This is a genomic window from Psychromonas sp. KJ10-5 (genome assembly GCF_055808325.1).
In genome coordinates this window covers 3898675-3915130 of sequence record NZ_CM147864.1, presented here as the reverse complement: position 1 = coordinate 3915130, position 16456 = coordinate 3898675, and the positions used below count along the sequence as shown (strand labels likewise).

The 16456-nt window shown below is 37.0% G+C and carries 12 protein-coding genes; 7 read left to right on the top strand and 5 right to left on the bottom strand.

Annotation, left to right across the window (positions count from 1 at the left end; genetic code table 11):
* Positions 1–193: 193 nt before the first annotated feature.
* The 4 genes from rapA (at position 194) to pntB (ending at position 7117) form a co-directional block, all read left to right on the top strand.
* Positions 194–3106 (top strand): RNA polymerase-associated protein RapA, encoded by a 2913-nt coding sequence (gene rapA, locus AC0L3W_RS17240; protein WP_409439968.1) that lies wholly within the window; start codon positions 194–196, stop codon positions 3104–3106.
* 73 nt (positions 3107–3179) lie between these two features.
* Entirely contained in the window at positions 3180–3842 is a 663-nt protein-coding gene (locus AC0L3W_RS17235) for an RluA family pseudouridine synthase (RefSeq protein ID WP_290039111.1), read from the top strand.
* A 360-nt stretch (positions 3843–4202) separates the two neighbouring features.
* Complete coding sequence (locus tag AC0L3W_RS17230; protein WP_409439969.1) at positions 4203–5744, top strand: Re/Si-specific NAD(P)(+) transhydrogenase subunit alpha; 1542 nt, start codon at positions 4203–4205, stop codon at positions 5742–5744.
* A 2-nt stretch (positions 5745–5746) separates the two neighbouring features.
* Complete coding sequence (gene pntB, locus AC0L3W_RS17225; RefSeq protein ID WP_290039109.1) at positions 5747–7117, top strand: Re/Si-specific NAD(P)(+) transhydrogenase subunit beta; 1371 nt, start codon at positions 5747–5749, stop codon at positions 7115–7117.
* A gap of 71 nt (positions 7118–7188) precedes the next feature.
* On the opposite strand, the gene AC0L3W_RS17220 is transcribed toward pntB, so the two are convergent.
* Positions 7189–7977, bottom strand: a complete 789-nt coding sequence (locus tag AC0L3W_RS17220; protein WP_409440393.1) for a M48 family metallopeptidase — start codon at positions 7975–7977, stop codon at positions 7189–7191.
* Between the two features lie 80 nt (positions 7978–8057).
* Positions 8058–9263 carry a multidrug effflux MFS transporter gene (locus AC0L3W_RS17215; RefSeq protein WP_290039107.1) on the bottom strand — a complete coding sequence of 402 codons (1206 nt, stop codon included), beginning with the start codon at positions 9261–9263 and terminating at the stop codon, positions 8058–8060.
* A gap of 135 nt (positions 9264–9398) precedes the next feature.
* On the opposite strand from AC0L3W_RS17215, the gene AC0L3W_RS17210 reads away from it, so the two are divergent.
* On the top strand, positions 9399–10376 hold the full coding sequence (locus tag AC0L3W_RS17210) for a LysR family transcriptional regulator (RefSeq protein WP_409439970.1): 978 nt from the start codon (positions 9399–9401) through the stop codon (positions 10374–10376).
* Between the two features lie 60 nt (positions 10377–10436).
* Here the strand turns inward: AC0L3W_RS17210 and AC0L3W_RS17205 are convergent, their stop codons facing one another.
* Positions 10437–11504 carry a branched-chain amino acid aminotransferase gene (locus AC0L3W_RS17205; RefSeq protein ID WP_290039105.1) on the bottom strand — a complete coding sequence of 356 codons (1068 nt, stop codon included), beginning with the start codon at positions 11502–11504 and terminating at the stop codon, positions 10437–10439.
* 203 nt (positions 11505–11707) lie between these two features.
* Positions 11708–12334 carry an alpha/beta family hydrolase gene (locus AC0L3W_RS17200; protein WP_354669222.1) on the bottom strand — a complete coding sequence of 209 codons (627 nt, stop codon included), beginning with the start codon at positions 12332–12334 and terminating at the stop codon, positions 11708–11710.
* Positions 12335–12680: 346 nt separating this feature from the next.
* Here AC0L3W_RS17200 and AC0L3W_RS17195 point away from each other — a divergent pair, with 346 nt between their 5' ends.
* Positions 12681–13232, top strand: a complete 552-nt coding sequence (locus AC0L3W_RS17195; protein WP_290039104.1) for a GNAT family N-acetyltransferase — start codon at positions 12681–12683, stop codon at positions 13230–13232.
* Between the two features lie 512 nt (positions 13233–13744).
* Complete coding sequence (locus tag AC0L3W_RS17190) at positions 13745–15835, top strand: HAD family hydrolase (RefSeq protein WP_409439971.1); 2091 nt, start codon at positions 13745–13747, stop codon at positions 15833–15835.
* 122 nt (positions 15836–15957) lie between these two features.
* On the opposite strand, the gene AC0L3W_RS17185 is transcribed toward AC0L3W_RS17190, so the two are convergent.
* Positions 15958–16395, bottom strand: coding sequence for a tellurite resistance TerB family protein (locus tag AC0L3W_RS17185; RefSeq protein WP_290039102.1), 438 nt, complete (start codon positions 16393–16395; stop codon positions 15958–15960).
* Positions 16396–16456 lie beyond the last annotated feature (61 nt).

Here is a 16456-nt window from a genome sequence, read left to right as displayed (position 1 = left end):
TTGCGATTATTTACAATTTAAATTCGTTTGCTTAATTAACATACAAACCATCTATTATCCTTCATTTATATGCTATTTTTATTTTTATCTATTTATTAGATTTATCACTAGTACCTTTGAATAGGATTTAGGTAACATACGCGCCTTTTCTGCTATTAAGTTTTGTTTAGTTACAATTAATGAGTGAGTTTTTATGACATTTTCGTTAGGCCAGCGTTGGATTAGTGACGCTGAATCAGAGTTAGGTTTAGGTACAGTAGTCGCAATAGAAGGACGTATGTTAACGCTGTTATTTGCAGCTTCAGGTGAGCAACGCCTTTATTCGATAGAAGAAGCACCAGTAACACGTGTACGCTTCAATATTGGAGATGAAGTATTAAGCCATGCTGATTGGTCTTTATTAGTAACAGATATAGAAGAAAACGAAAATATCATTACTTATATCGGTACACGTAAAGATACCGGTGAAGAAACCCAGTTAAGAGAAACCTTTCTTAATAACTTTATTAAGTTTAATAAACCTCAAGATAAATTATTTGCAGGTCAAATTGATAAGTTTGATCGCTTTGTATTACGTTATAAATCTTTATTAAATCAGCATGAACAACAACGTTCTCATTTACGTGGTTTATTAGGTGCACGTGTCGACCTTATTCCGCATCAGTTTTATATTGCGGAAGAAGTAGGTCAACGCCATGCTCCACGTATTTTATTAGCAGATGAAGTGGGATTAGGTAAAACTATTGAAGCAGGCCTGATTATGCATCAACAATTAATTACCGGTCGTGCTAAACGTGTATTGATTGTTTTACCTGAAAATTTACAGCATCAATGGCTAGTAGAAATGCTACGTCGCTTTAACTTGCACTTTAGTATTTTTGACGAATCACGTTGTGAGGAAGCTTATTTAGATGCAGTTAACCCTTTTGATACTGAGCAACTTGTTTTATGCAGTATTGATCTACTTCGTAAACAAAAGCATTTAAAAAATGCACTGCTAGCAACTTGGGATCTGATGATTGTAGATGAAGCACATCATTTAATTTGGGATAAAGAAAAGCCAAGTCCACAATATAATGCAATTGAAAAGTTAGCAAATGAAGTTCCAGGTGTATTATTGTTGACGGCAACACCAGATCAATTAGGCCACGAAAGTCATTTCGCACGTTTACGTTTACTTGATCCAAATCGTTTTTATGATTACCAAGCTTTTGTAAACGAAGAAGCAGGTTATAAACCCGTTGTTGAAGCTGTTAACCAGCTACTTGATGGTAAGTTCTTAACAGATGAAGCCAAAAACAGTATTACTGAACTTTTATCAGAACAAGATGTAGAGCCACTACTTAAAACCATTTCAGATATTACCGTTGACCCAGAGCAGCAACAAGTGGCACAACGTGAATTGATCCGTGGCTTACTAGATAGACATGGTACAGGCCGTTTATTATTCAGAAATACCCGTTCTGCGATTAAAGGCTTTCCTAAACGTTTATTGAAATCAGTCGCGTTAACGTTACCAGAACAATATAAAACAGCACTGAAGGTATCAAAAATGATGCCTGTTGGTAATTTGGAGCAACAAGCATTCTCTGCACTTTACCCAGAGCAAATCTATCAAGCATTTGAAGCATCTACAGATAATTCTTGGTGTGCTTTTGATCCACGTATCAGCTGGATCATTGACCTTGTACAACAGAATAAAAATGAAAAAATTCTGATCATTGCCGCTCAAGCTCAAACAGCTTTAGCAATTGAAGAAGCATTACGTACACGTGAAGCGATCAAAGCAGCTGTTTTCCACGAAGGCTTATCGCTCATTGAGCGTGATAAAGCGGCAGCATATTTTGCACAAGTAGAAGATGGTGCACAGGTTATGGTTTGTTCTGAGATTGGTTCTGAAGGTCGTAACTTCCAGTTTTCTCACCACCTAGTCTTATTCGATCTTCCAATTAACCCAGATCTGCTTGAGCAGCGTATTGGACGTTTAGATCGTATTGGACAGCGCTGTGATATCCAAATTTATACCCCTTATCTTAAAGACACCTCTCAGGAGTTTTTACAACAATGGTATGAACAAGGTCTATCTGCTTTCACACAAACCACCCCTACTGGACATACTGTCTATGAGTCAGTGAAAGATGAACTAATTAATTTATTAGCTACCGGCGATAACGCCCAAGATCAACTAGGTCAATTAATCAAACGTACTGCTGCATTAAACTCAGAACTTAAAGCTAACTTAGAACAAGGTAGAGATAAGTTATTAGAAATTAACTCTAGTGGTGTTTTACAAAATAGTAATTTGCTTGATGACATAACAGAAATTGATCAATTACCGCACTTCACTGGTTTTGCACTACAGATGTTTGATGTGTTAGGCGTGCAACAAGAAGACAGCAGCGATCAGTGCTTAATCTTAAAACCTACTAGTAATATGTTGGCAAGTGATTACCCGGGCTTACCAGAAGAAGGCGTTACAGTGACATTTAACCGCCAAACAGCATTAAGTCGCGACGATGTCTCCTACTTAACTTGGGAACACCCATTAATCAGCCATGGTATGGAGATGGTATTAAGCTCAGATACCGGTACGACTTCTGTTGCCATCTTAAAAAATAACTCATTACCAGCAGCCTCAACATTCCTTGAGTTAATCTATGTTGTTGAAGCACTAAATACTGATAATGCACAATTAAGTCGCTTCTTGCCAACAACACCAATCCGCCTGTTATTAGACAAAAATGCTAAAAACTTGGGTGAAAATGTAACTTTTGATAGCTTTGATCGCCAGTTAACCCCAATCAATCGCCATATTAGTCGTAAAGTAGCGAATGCTTCTCAAGCCCTAATCCATCAACTAATTAAGCAATCTCTGCCTACCGCACAAACGTTAATGGCAGACATTCTTGATGAAGCGAAACAAAATATGCAACATACGCTACAACAAGAAAGAGATCGTTTATTAGCATTAAAAGCTGTTAACCCTAATATTCGTGAAGAAGAGATCCAACATATTCGTGATCAACAAAGTAACTTCGAGCAGATTTTAGATAATACCCAACTGAAATTAGATGCAATCCGTTTCATCGTTTCTACTCATACATAATCTAATATCAACAAATAAAGGCTATTAGAATTTTCTGGTAGCCTTTTACAGTTCACTACAACGGTAACTATTTATGCCAAATTTTGTTTATAACCCACCAATGTCCCCTTATTTAAATATTATTCATCAGGATCAGGATATTGTTGTATTAAATAAGCCTTCTGGATTATTAAGCGTTCCAGGTAGAGACCCTTGGCATAAAGACAGTTTGGCATTACGAGTATTGCGTGTATGGCCTGAAGCTTGTGTTGTACACAGATTGGATATGGCCACTTCTGGCATTATTATCTTAGCTTTACGCAAATCAGCACAAAGCCACATGGGACGTCAGTTTCAACAAAAAGTCATCGATAAAACCTACTTTGCACGCGTTGAAGGGATTATTAAAGAAGACAGTGGATTAATCGACTTACCTTTACGTTGTGATTGGGAAAATAGGCCTCGTCAAATCGTTGACTTTGAACAAGGAAAAAGCTCCCAAACTGAATGGCAAGTGGTTAAAAGAGAAAAACAAACTACACTAGTCAAATTAACTCCGTTAACAGGGAGAACTCATCAGTTACGTGTACATATGCAACAATTAGGTCATTCTATTGTTGGCGACGAGTTCTATGCGACTGAATTTGGTAAACAATATTCACCAAATCGCTTAGCATTACATGCTGCGAGCATCACTATTACTCACCCCTCTACAGAATTACGTGTTAGTTTTGAATGCCCGCCACCTTTTTTATAAATTTAACAAACAAACATGAAAATTAACCTTTTGCCTTTATTTATTAACATTAGATTTACAATTAAGGTTACTTATTATCAATGGTTATATTAAGTAACCTTTATGTTGCATAAAAACTATGTAAAGAACCTTAAAATGGTAGCGTTCGCCCTTATTTTTCACTAAGCTTTAACTTGCTGAAAATTGTCGTAATACACAATTAATCGACAAGTTTATAAAACAATCAAACGCGTTATCTTGGCTTTGTGGTGTTAGCGCTATTTAAAAAATGCAGGTGATTTGTGTCAGCTGCATTTTTTAAATGACACCCAAAATAAACTTCGATAACAATCTTTAACAATAAGCGATCATGGAATTACTATGCAGATAGGTATACCTAGAGAGATCCAAGAAAATGAAAACCGCGTAGCGGCAACACCTAGTACTGTTGCACTATTAATTAAACAAGGTTTCACCTTTCTTGTAGAACAAAACGCAGGATCAGCGGCAAGCTTTTCTGATTCATCTTACCAAGAAGCGGGTGCTGAAATTAGCACTGAAGCTGAAGCTGTCTTACAATCAGATATTATCTTTAAAGTTAATGCTCCGACTCAAGCAGAAATTCAATTAATCAAAGAAGGCGCAACATTAGTTAGCTTTATTTGGCCTGCTCAAAATCCAGAACTATTAAAACAACTAGAAGCTAAAAAGATCAGCGTTATCGCGATGGATAGTGTTCCTCGTACTTCTCGTGCGCAGGCATTAGATGCGCTTAGTTCAATGGCTAATATTGCAGGTTACCGTGCTGTTATTGAAGCTGCGAACCAATTCGGTCGTTTCTTCACAGGTCAAATCACTGCTGCGGGTAAAGTTCCACCAGCTAAAGTGTTGATCGTTGGTGCTGGTGTTGCCGGTCTAGCTGCACTTGGTGCTGCTGGTAGTCTAGGCGCAATCGTTCGAGCATTCGATACTCGCCCTGAAGTAAAAGAACAAATTGAAAGTATGGGCGGTGAATTCCTTGAAGTAGATTACGTTGAGGAAACAGAAGTAAGTACCACTGGTTACGCTAAAACAATGAGTGAAGGTTATCAAAAAGCGCAAGCTGAAATGATGGCTGAGCAAGCTAAAGATGTTGATATCATCATTACAACAGCACTTATTCCAGGTAAACCAGCGCCTAAGATCATTTCTGAAGACATGATCAAATCAATGAAACCAGGTAGTGTTATCGTTGATTTAGCAGCAGCGGCTGGCGGTAACGCAGCATTAACAGTAAAAGACCAAGTGTTTGAAACTGAAAATGGCGTTAAAATCATAGGTTACACCGACTTACCAAGTCGTTTACCAACACAATCAAGCCAACTATACGCAACAAACCTAGTTAACTTGATGAAACTGCTTTGTAAAAACAAAGATGGTCAAATTGACATCGACTTCGAAGATGAAGTTATCCGTGGCGCAACGGTTGTTAAAGAAGGTGAAATTTCTTGGCCACCACCAGCAATTAACGTAAGTGCTGCACCTACGCCAAAAGCGGAAGAAAAAGTAGAAGAAGTTGTAGAAGAAAAAGAACCAAACAAATGGATTAAACCTGCTGCTGCTGTTGTTGCTGCTGGTCTATTTGGTTGGTTAGCAAGTGTTGCACCAACAGACTTCCTAGCACACTTCACTGTATTTATACTGGCATGTATTGTTGGTTACGGTGTAGTTTGGAATGTTGCACATTCACTACATACACCTTTAATGAGTGTAACAAACGCAATCAGTGGCATCATCATTATCGGTGCACTACTGCAAGTTGGTAGTGACAATAACGTGGTCACAGCTCTTTCAACGGTTGCAATTCTTATTGCAACCATCAACATAGTGGGCGGCTTTACCGTGACACACCGTATGTTGAAAATGTTCCAGAAGGATAAATAAACATGTCTCAAGGATTAATTACAGCTGCGTACATCATCTCGGCTATCCTATTCATTGGTAGCCTTAACGGCTTAAGCAGCCAAGAAAGTGCAAAACGCGGTAACCTATTCGGTATTATCGGTATGGTCATCGCGATCGGTGCAACTATTGCTAGCTCACAAGTGAGTGGCTTAGGTTACATCACTATCGCAATGGCTGTTGGTGCTGGTATCGGTGTACGTTTAGCATTAAAAGTTGAAATGACTTCAATGCCTGAGCTAATCGCTATTTTACACAGCTTCGTTGGTTTGGCTGCAACCTTCATTGGTTTCAACTCATACTTAGATCATGCTGTTTTAGCACCAGCTGCGCAAACTATTCACGATGTTGAAGTGTTCTTAGGTATCTTTATTGGTGCAGTTACTTTCACTGGTTCTATCGTTGCATACGGTAAACTAAGCGGTAAAGTAAACAGTGCAGCACTATCTCTACCTGGTAAAAACTGGATCAACATTGCAGCAGTAACTGCAGCAGCACTTCTATTAGTTGCTTTTGTTAGCGGTGATTTAGGCTTAACAGCACTTATCATTATGACTGTAATTGCTTTAGCATTCGGTTGGCATTTAGTGGCTTCTATTGGTGGTGCAGATATGCCAGTAGTAGTATCAATGCTTAACTCTTACTCGGGTTGGGCTGCGGCAGCAACTGGTTTCATGCTAGCAAATGACTTACTGATCATCACAGGTGCTTTAGTAGGTTCAAGTGGTGCGATTCTTTCTTACATCATGTGTAAAGCAATGAACCGTTCATTTGTAAGCGTAATCTTAGGTGGTTTTGGTAATGAAGAATTTGCACAAGGCGACCAAGAGTACGGTGAGCATACAGAAACAACAGCACAACAAGTTGCAGAGTCTTTAAAAGCGGCTAAAAACATCATCATCGTACCGGGTTACGGTATGGCTGTTGCACAAGCACAATATCCTGTTGCTGAAATTACTAAACAATTACGTGCTAAAGGCAAAAACGTACGTTTTGGTATTCACCCAGTTGCAGGTCGTTTACCAGGACACATGAATGTATTACTTGCTGAATCAAAAGTACCTTACGATATTGTATTAGAGATGGATGAAATCAACGAAGATTTCCCTGAAACTGATGTAGTATTAGTTATTGGTGCAAATGATACCGTTAACCCTGCAGCAAATGAGCCAGGTACACCGATTTCAGGTATGCCAGTGCTTAATGTTTGGGAAGCTGAAAAAGTAGTTGTCTTTAAACGTTCGATGGGTGCTGGTTACGCTGGCGTACAAAACCCACTGTTCTTTAATGAGAACTCTGAAATGTTATTAGGTGATGCAAAAGCATCGGTAGATGCAATTCTATCTAACCTTTAATTTAACGTTTTAATTAAAAATGCCGAATCAATTGATTCGGCATTTTTGTTTGCATTACACTACAAGTGTCATTAAGCACGACAGTTAGGCGCTTGAAAACTCGTTTGTTTAAGATTCTTCAATTCACTTTGTAAATCATTAATGCGAGTTGTATTTGAAGGATGGGTTGATAAAAACTCCATCGGTTCTGCCCCACCCGACGCAATGGCCATATTCTTCCATAACTCTACACTTTGTAATGGGTCAAAACCCGCTTCGCTCATTAAGTGTAAACCTACAATATCTGCTTCCGACTCTTGAGCTCTTCCATAAGGCATAGTAATGCCATATTGAACGCCTAAACCTAATGCTGCTAAGCCTATTTCTGAGTATTCACTGCCGCTAACAGCAACGCCAATAGCAGAGGTTCCAATACCTGTTATTTGGCTTGAGGATAAACGTTCATTAGAATGATTTGCTTGTACATGAGCTATTTCATGGCCAATTACTGTCGCAAGCTGATCCTGAGTTTTGGCCACAGATAACAACCCTGTGTAGACACCGATTTTTCCACCAGGTAAAGCAAAGGCATTAACCTGTTCACTGTCGAAAACCACTACTTCCCATTCATCAAAATCAGGTTGGGCACCCAAAGTATCGGTTATCTGCTTACTCACACACTGGACATAGGCATTAACAGCAGGGTCTTGATTAATGATTTCCTGTTTTTTTATTTCTTCAAAGGAATTAGCTCCCAATGTTGCCATTTCCGAACCATCAAATAACAAAACTTGATTACGCCCAGTCGGCGAAGAAGTCACACAGGCAGAGAGTAACAGGGAACTACCAATCAGGGATAATTTAGATAGGGAATGTTTCATCATAACTCCATTGACAAAAATGTAATGGAGTTATTATCTCAAGCTAACACAGAGAATGCGAATAAATTTTCAACAGGTGCTTAAGCGTAATTAGGACGCTCTTGATGCCAATGTTTATATTTAGGCAGGGTCATAACAATCAGCAGCAATAACCCACTTCCACCAATCATAAAAGCACTTGCGTAGGGCCCCGTTAAACTAGTCTGCTGCAGTAACCCCGTTAATAACGCGGCACCAGCCATTTGAATGCAGCCTAGTAATGCACTCGCAGTACCTGCACGCTCACCAAAAGAGCTTAATGCCATTGATGTTGCCGGCCCTAACAAAAGTGCAAAGCCAATACATAACAACAACATTGGTAACATAAAGTATAAACCGCCAACTAACGGGCTAGTATAAGGCAACTGTTGTAATATAAATTGAGCAGCTCCCGATACCAGCATTAACCACAGTGCAATCGTCACCGTCTGATGATTACCGACTTTTTTAATCACTTTAGGTGCAGCAAAACAAGCCACGATATTAATCAATGCATTAAAGCCAAATAGGTAGCTAAAGGTCAGCTCTGTTAACCCTAAATGCTTAATGATCCAACTAGGTGCGTAGGATACATAAGTTAAAATACTGGCCATACCAATCATGCAGGTCAACGCATAAAAAACAAATTGGCTATTGGCTAATACAGGTTGGTAACGTGCCCACCTGTATAGGGCCGTATGGTTATTAGCATGTTCAGGACGAGTCTCTGGTAATCTAAAAGCAACAACAAACAACACTAAAATAGCAAATACAGTCATGAAGATGAACGAAGCTCTCCAACCGAAATGCAATGCTAAGAAACCACCTAAAGTTGGTGCTAATGCAGGAATAACACAAATAACACCGTTTAAATAACTATAATAATGTGCACTTTGCTGTGCATTAAATCTGTCTCTCACGGCACTGAATACAACAATTGAAGTAGCGCAAGCTGCAATACCTTGTAGTACACGAGCCAGTTGTAAATATTCAAACTGCACCACAACTGACGCAAAAAAACTACTCGCGATATACAAACAAATTCCCACCAACGCAATTGGTCTACGCCCATATCTATCAGCTAATGGGCCAATTAGAACTTGCCCTACCCCCATCGACAAAATAAACAGGATCAAAGTCGATTGAACCTGAGTATCCGATACTCCGAACTCAACAGCCATCTCAGGCATGGAAGGTAAATAGATATCAATGGCCAGTGGGCTTAACACCACCATCATCATTAGGATTGGTAACAACTTACGACTCATAACTCTCTCTTTAAAAATAACGAAAATAAAATGCCAATTTGTGATATTAAACTGATAACAATGCGAGTGTAAATCAACTATGATATGAATAGAAATGGTATTAATTCAGTTCTTATTTTCCCAACAGGAATATCTATGCATATTGATAAACTCACTCGAATAGATCTTAATTTATTAGTTATTTTACAAGTTTTATTAGAGGAACAAAGCGTCACTCGCGCAGCAACTCGCTTGAATGTCAGTCAATCAGCTTTAAGTAAAAGTTTGTCTCGCTTACGTTTGCATTTACAAGATCCGCTATTTACCAGAACAGCACATGGTTTAAAACCCACTCCCCATGCACTTAATTTACAACAGAAACTCACTAAATTACTGCAAGGCCTATATCAACTTACTCAAGCACCTACCTTTGACCCTTTAAGCAGTGACCGACACTTTTCTATTAGCATGTTGGAAAGTGCCTACGCGACATTATTACCTTCTTTTATTGGACCTTTATTACAACAGGCCAGTAATATTCATTTAGATGTTTTAGGCTGGAAAGAAGGATCCATGCAAGACTTACAAAAAGGCAAAGTAGAGTTTGGCATTACTGGTATAGATTATGATCAGCAACAACAGTTAAAGATAGATAACTTACCCGATGAACTAACCTATAAGATATTATTCAGTGATCATCAAACCTGTTTAGTCAATGATCACCACCCGGCATTACAACATGTCAAAAATAATACTTGGGATATACAAGGTTATTTAGCGTGTAATCACTTACAAGTTAGCTGCGAAGGTAATAAGTTTTGGGCCATAGATTTCGAGTTAGAAAAACATAACAAGCAACGTAATATCATCAGTACATTGCCAGACTTCTATGGTGGAGCAAGTGTTTGCGCGCATAGCGATTTAATTTTTACATTACCAAGCAGCTTTGTTCCACATGCGCAAAAGCTGTACCCACTGAAACAGATCCCATTGCCTTTTCAACTCCATGAAATGGCTTACGTATTGTTATGGCATCAAGGCAACACGGATGAGCCAGGCCATCAATGGGTGAGAAATATGATTTGTGATAGTGTTGATAATGCGTTTAAGAATAATAACAGCCATGCCTATTAGATATCAAAAAGGCGCTAAATAGCGCCTTGATAATAGGTAATTAAAAAGAAGACTAAATGATTAACAATCTACTTTTTCTATCCAACCAAATTTATCTTCACGAAGACCGTATTGAATTCCCGTTAATTCATCGTACAAGTTACGAGAAACTTCGCCTGCTTTATTATCATTGATGATGTAATCAACATCTTTCCAGCATAATTGGCCTACTGGAGAGATAACCGCAGCTGTACCACAACCAAAGGCCTCAGTAATTTTACCACTTTTAATATCAGCTAAAATATCTTCTATTGCTAATTGCTCTTCAGATACAGTGTAACCAAGAGTTGGAGCTAATTGTAAAATCGAATCTCGTGTAATACCTGGTAAAATACTGCCGCTTAATTTAGGGGTAACTATATGGTCACCATAAACAAAACAGATGTTCATCGCGCCAACTTCTTCGATGTATTTACCATGAATAGCATCTAACCAGAGTACTTGAGAATAACCTCGCGCTGCAACATCTTCAGACATGTATAAACTTGCCGCGTAGTTACCGCCAGTTTTTGCTTCACCAACACCACCAACAACTGCACGACGGTATTTATCTGCAACATAAACAGAAACAGGAGAAAAACCATCTTTAAAGTACGCGCCAGCAGGCCCAGTAATAATAAAGTGCAAGTATTTATCACTCGCACCCAAGCCTAATTTAGCACCTGTCGCGATCATCGTTGGACGAATATATAGTGATGTACCATTTTTTTCAGGCACCCATTTATTATCTATTTTTAATAGCGCCATCAAAGCTTCAAGATGAAACTCCACATCGATCTCTGGCATTACCATACGTGCAGCAGAACGATTAAAACGTTTAAAGTTTTCACGAGGACGGAATAAATGAATATCCCCTTTCTCTGTACGATATGCTTTTAACCCCTCAAAGATCTCTTGACCGTAATGTAAAACCGAAGCTGATGGGTCTAATTGCAGTGTTTGATAAGGTTTTATTTCAGCATTTGACCATTTTTGATTCGCATCATAAGTTTGTGTAAACATATGGTCGGCAAATACTTCACCAAAACTAAATTCTGCTGGACAGGTATTTCGCTCTGCAACTGCTAGCGGTTTGATATCAATTGACATGTAACTCCCTTCTGTAACTAAATGCTTTACGACAATGGATGAAAAGTACAGGTATCATTGCTTATATGTCGACCGGATGTCGATTTTAAAAAATAATCAACAATACATCCACACTTCTTTTACAAATAAATGTAGATAAAGCTAATTTATTATCCAAACAATGGATAGTTTTCAAGCAACAGCTCGTAAAACAGTCTCTTTTATCAAATAACCACGCATTGTTTAATATAATTCGCTAAATAATCGATAGTAGATTGCATATGTCCATTCTGTGTCAACCCACTTTTTACTCTCGGTTTTAAATCATGATCCCCATCTTCTAACCAATGCCACTGTAATGCATTAGGCAAATCATAATTTGCGACCTCTTCCTGACTCCCTAATTTATCTCTAGTGCCTTGTATGATTGCCAAAGGCACCTTGACCTGCTCTAAATGTTCGATCCGTAGTTTGTCCGGTTTACCTTGTGGGTGAAAAGGATACCCCAAGCAAGCAACACCCTTTACTTGAGCCAACGCATGTTCAGCCATCACTAAACTAGCCATACGCCCTCCCATTGATTTGCCACCTATTACCATAGGCTGTTCGAAACCATTAATAAGTTGTATAAATTGTTCAACCAATTTCGGAGCTCGTTCCGGTGGGCGACGGCTACCAGTATCAACCCGTTGCTGCATATAATTAAAATTAAAACGAGCAACTCTAATACCTTGTTCTCCAAGTCCAACACTGACTTTTTGCATAAAGTCAGAAGTTAAAGGTGCACCAGCCCCATGAGCAAAAACAAATAGAGGACCATCTTCAGGCCCATCAAAAACCACTTTCATCATATTCTCAATTCATGAATAAAAATCAACAATACCCATTATACCAATCCGTTTTTAAATTAACCTAATAGAAGCAAATTTATAGGTGCTAAATTTTGCGCCGATGAGTAAGTTAATTTAAGATATGGAACTTATAACCAAGGGTTTTATTAAAATTTTAATACCAATTATATTAAATAAGTGTTGTAAATTTTATGTAGGAAAAATGACTTAGTTTAAGCAGTAATTTCAACCTCTAGGAGCATTAAGGTAAAGATGTGAATGGTTGCCCCTTTCCGAAAATTACAACGAAGATATAAGTTATCTTAACAAGTAAAATAGATTAATTAATGTGATTGGTATAAGGAAAATGATGCAAACAACTATCCCGAATAACATGCAAAAATGTAACTTAGCGCAAGTTACTTTATTAAGAAAAATTGCTATTGAAACCTACCAGCAAACCTTTGCTGACAGTAACAGTGAAGCCTTATTACAAAAATACTATCAAGAATCATTAAATATAAAGCTACTCTCAACACAATTACAGAATCCAGAAAGCGAGTTTTACTTTATCTATTCAGCGCCTATTAGCAATGAAACAGCCGAGATCGCAGGATTTTTAAAACTTAATGTGGGTAGTGCACAAACAGATCTTGCCGATCCGGATGCCTTGGAGGTTGAAAAAATCTACCTTTTACAAGAATTTTTAGGTGAAGGATTAGGTCATCAATTAATTAACTTTGCCGTTGCACGTGCTGAACAGCAGAATAAACAATACCTGTGGCTAGGTGTATGGGAAGATAACCAACCAGCATTAAAATTCTACAATAAAATGGGATTTTTCAAATTCGGTGAACACGGATTTGATATGGGTGGAGATATCCAAACGGATTATTTATTAAAAAAACGATTAAACTGAACTTAAAAGGAAAACCTTAACTAAATTGGTATTTTGTTAAGTCACCTGTTGCAGTAGTATAACTGTTCTGATAATTCAACTTAACAATGCATTCACAGTATCTTATTGCTAGTTTTTATTATAAATGAGATATGGTCGAGATTAATTAGGGCCTTTATAGGATTAATATTAAATTTGCTTTAGATGCTTCTCCAAAACAACCTCCTCTTTAAAGCACCTATAATTTTTCAGTAATATATATGTGTTTATATAGAAAACATCGAAAAGTAACCACTTAAAATTTGAAGTGGCCGTGTACACAAAGGCTACCCCTAATTAACAATGTCTAAATAATAAAATAATTGAATCAGTATAAATCTTAAAGCAGGTATATGGACATCATCAGATAACTTAGAAACAGTATTTATTTGTTTTCTTATGGAAATAGCAATCTGATGCTTTACTTCAAACATATCGTGTAAATGTAATTCATAAGTTTGTGAATTTATACACGGTATTGAGGATGATTAATTATGATATTAAAAAAGCAGCAATTTAAAAAAGTTAAGTTAAAAATCCTCAATAGATGCATCACGTTAACAAAACGATTATATCGTAATAATGATTTTAAAAAGTTAATTGATAAAAGCGATGTCATCTCCTTTGATATTTTCGATACGGTTATTGTTAGAAAAGTACTTGATCCTGCAGATATCTTTACTATTGTAGAAAATTTATATATTAAGAAATATGGAGAACTTAGTTTTAAATTCAAAAAGGTACGCACTAAAGCGGAACCTGAGGCCACTAAGATAGCGACTAAAATAAGTGGTGTTCAATCCCTCAATCTAGACGAGATTTACCATCATATCCAAACAACGCAAAACCTCGATAACGAAATAACAGAGAGATTGAAAACGTTAGAAATAGAGATAGAGCAAAAATTTTGTATCAGAAATGAATATATGTATAAGTTTTATCAATATTGTATAGATAACGGTAAAAAAGTTATTTTTACCTCAGATATGTACTTACCAGAAAGTGTTATAACCAAAATCCTCCACGACAATGGTTATACTACCTTTAATAAACTTTACCTATCTTCCACTATTCGTAAGTCTAAATCTAAAGGCACTTTATTCAATCATATTTTAAATGAGCTAGCCTGCCCGCCTTCTAGCATTCTTCATGTAGGTGATTATTTTTATGCCGATATTATCAATGCGATGAAAAAAGGGATCAAAACCTACTATTATGAAAAACCTAGTGAATACGCATTCCAACGACCTGAGTTTAAAATATTAAAAGAGCTATATAATAAGAACTTATCGATTGATGAATCTATTTACTTTGCAACTGTTATCAATAAAGTGTTTACTCGCAGAGGTAATAATAATGTAAACCTGTGGTACGATTTTGGTTATATATATTGCGGCATTATCTATTTAGGGTTTATTCGGTGGCTAACCAATAAGCTTGTTGAACAGCAAGTTGAAAAAGCATTTTTTCTCGCACGTGACGGATACATGATGCATAAAGTTTATAACTTAATGAATCAAGGCCAAGCAGTGCCACCTAGTCAGTATATGTATGCTTCTCGAAGAGCAATTAATATACCCACTATATGTGATAATATAGACGAGTCATCACTAAAGTTACTATGTAATATTTTTCCTAATTTAAGTGTAAGGCACTATCTAGACAGAGTAGATATCAACTCAGATCAGCATATAGCTAAAATAAAGGCAGCAGGTTTTATTGATAAAAACGATAAAATAGTTTCCCCATCAGATCAAAAAAAATTAGCGACTCTTTTCCAATTATTAACCAAAGAAGTATGTGAAGTTTCCGCTAATGAACGTGAAAATTTAACAAGCTACTTACAACAAATTGATTTTCTGAGAGCTGGTAAAATAGCGATTGTTGACATAGGTTGGCAAGGTACAATGCAAAATTCAATAGATAAATTAAGCCGCATACTAAATAAAAAACTAGATGTTGAAGGCTATTACCTAGGCACATTTGATACTGCAAAGCGTTATGTATCAAAGGGTTTACCAATGTCAGGATATATATGTAACTTCTCTCAGCCACAAAAGAATTACGATGTAGTTATTAGCTGTGTACATTTGTTCGAATTTATCTTTTCTGCCCCCCACGGCTCGGTCATTAACTTTAAATCAGATAAAGAAGGGATTACCCCCGTCTGTGAAGAACATATATCTTCTCATAGAACAACAGAGATCATAAATGAGTTTCAAGAAGGTACATTAGACTTTATTAAAGACTTTATGAAAACAGAAAGTGATTGCTGGAAAATGGAAATTTCACCTGAAACTTCAATAAACCCAATTTCAAGGTTATTAACCACTCCTACTTATGAAGAGTCTGTACAATTTGGTAATTTGACTCATTCAGAATATGTAGGAAACTATAATTATGAAAGGCATTTAGCTAAAACATCTGGCTCATGGAGTGCTTTTACATCTCCATTTAAGTTTAAAAAACATTATTATTCATCTTTATGGAAAGTAGGTTTTAGACGAAGATATATAGGTAATATTTTACCAGAAAAGGTCTTTTCCTATATTAAGAAAGTTAAGAAAAGAAGAGCTTATGGGTAAACAAAAAAGTGACAAAGACCAGCTAAATACAATAACAAATTAAATCACTCCCACCTTTATAAAACTGCTATCACAACCATTTAGTTTTATTGATAATAGCAGCTCGATACAACTGCTCATTGTTAGTGAGCTGGTACAACTGATAATTTAGTTTTAATAAAATCACTGTGATTAACATAAAGTAATGAAGCAACTTTACGAATCAATGCCTCTTCCATTTCATCTAAGTGTCCATCTGCATAAGCAATTTCCCACATTGCTTTAATGACATCAATACGAGCATCACTATCTAACTCGCCTAATTGCGAAGTAAAATCAAATACTGAATTACTCGCGCTCACCTCTTTCATTCCCTCTTGTAACAAGCGACTTGCATTATTTGCATCTATATTCAGCAGCTTCTGTAAAGTATGGACAACGGCAGTTTCTTCTTCAGAAGCACTTTGATGATCAGCGACACAAACCTCGCAAAGCAAACAAACAATAGCTAAAGACTTATCAAATTCAGGGCTATCAGGAGGGATCATCGAATTTAAAAACTGTTTAATTTTTGCAATCATATTAAAACCTATTAGTAATTTCTTGGTGCGGATAACGATTAGTTGAAACATCCTAGGATGT

Excerpts from the sequence above, each read along its gene's own strand:
- rapA (WP_409439968.1), top strand. The coding sequence starts at position 194 with ATGACATTTTCGTTAGGCCAGCGTTGGATTAGTGACGCTGAATCAGAG.
- AC0L3W_RS17235 (WP_290039111.1), top strand. The coding sequence starts at position 3,180 with ATGCCAAATTTTGTTTATAACCCACCAATGTCCCCTTATTTAAATATT.
- AC0L3W_RS17230 (WP_409439969.1), top strand. The coding sequence starts at position 4,203 with ATGCAGATAGGTATACCTAGAGAGATCCAAGAAAATGAAAACCGCGTA.
- pntB (WP_290039109.1), top strand. The coding sequence starts at position 5,747 with ATGTCTCAAGGATTAATTACAGCTGCGTACATCATCTCGGCTATCCTA.
- AC0L3W_RS17220 (WP_409440393.1), bottom strand. The coding sequence starts at position 7,977 with ATGAAACATTCCCTATCTAAATTATCCCTGATTGGTAGTTCCCTGTTA.
- AC0L3W_RS17215 (WP_290039107.1), bottom strand. The coding sequence starts at position 9,263 with ATGAGTCGTAAGTTGTTACCAATCCTAATGATGATGGTGGTGTTAAGC.
- AC0L3W_RS17210 (WP_409439970.1), top strand. The coding sequence starts at position 9,399 with ATGCATATTGATAAACTCACTCGAATAGATCTTAATTTATTAGTTATT.
- AC0L3W_RS17205 (WP_290039105.1), bottom strand. The coding sequence starts at position 11,504 with ATGTCAATTGATATCAAACCGCTAGCAGTTGCAGAGCGAAATACCTGT.
- AC0L3W_RS17200 (WP_354669222.1), bottom strand. The coding sequence starts at position 12,334 with ATGATGAAAGTGGTTTTTGATGGGCCTGAAGATGGTCCTCTATTTGTT.
- AC0L3W_RS17195 (WP_290039104.1), top strand. The coding sequence starts at position 12,681 with ATGATGCAAACAACTATCCCGAATAACATGCAAAAATGTAACTTAGCG.
- AC0L3W_RS17190 (WP_409439971.1), top strand. The coding sequence starts at position 13,745 with ATGATATTAAAAAAGCAGCAATTTAAAAAAGTTAAGTTAAAAATCCTC.
- AC0L3W_RS17185 (WP_290039102.1), bottom strand. The coding sequence starts at position 16,395 with ATGATTGCAAAAATTAAACAGTTTTTAAATTCGATGATCCCTCCTGAT.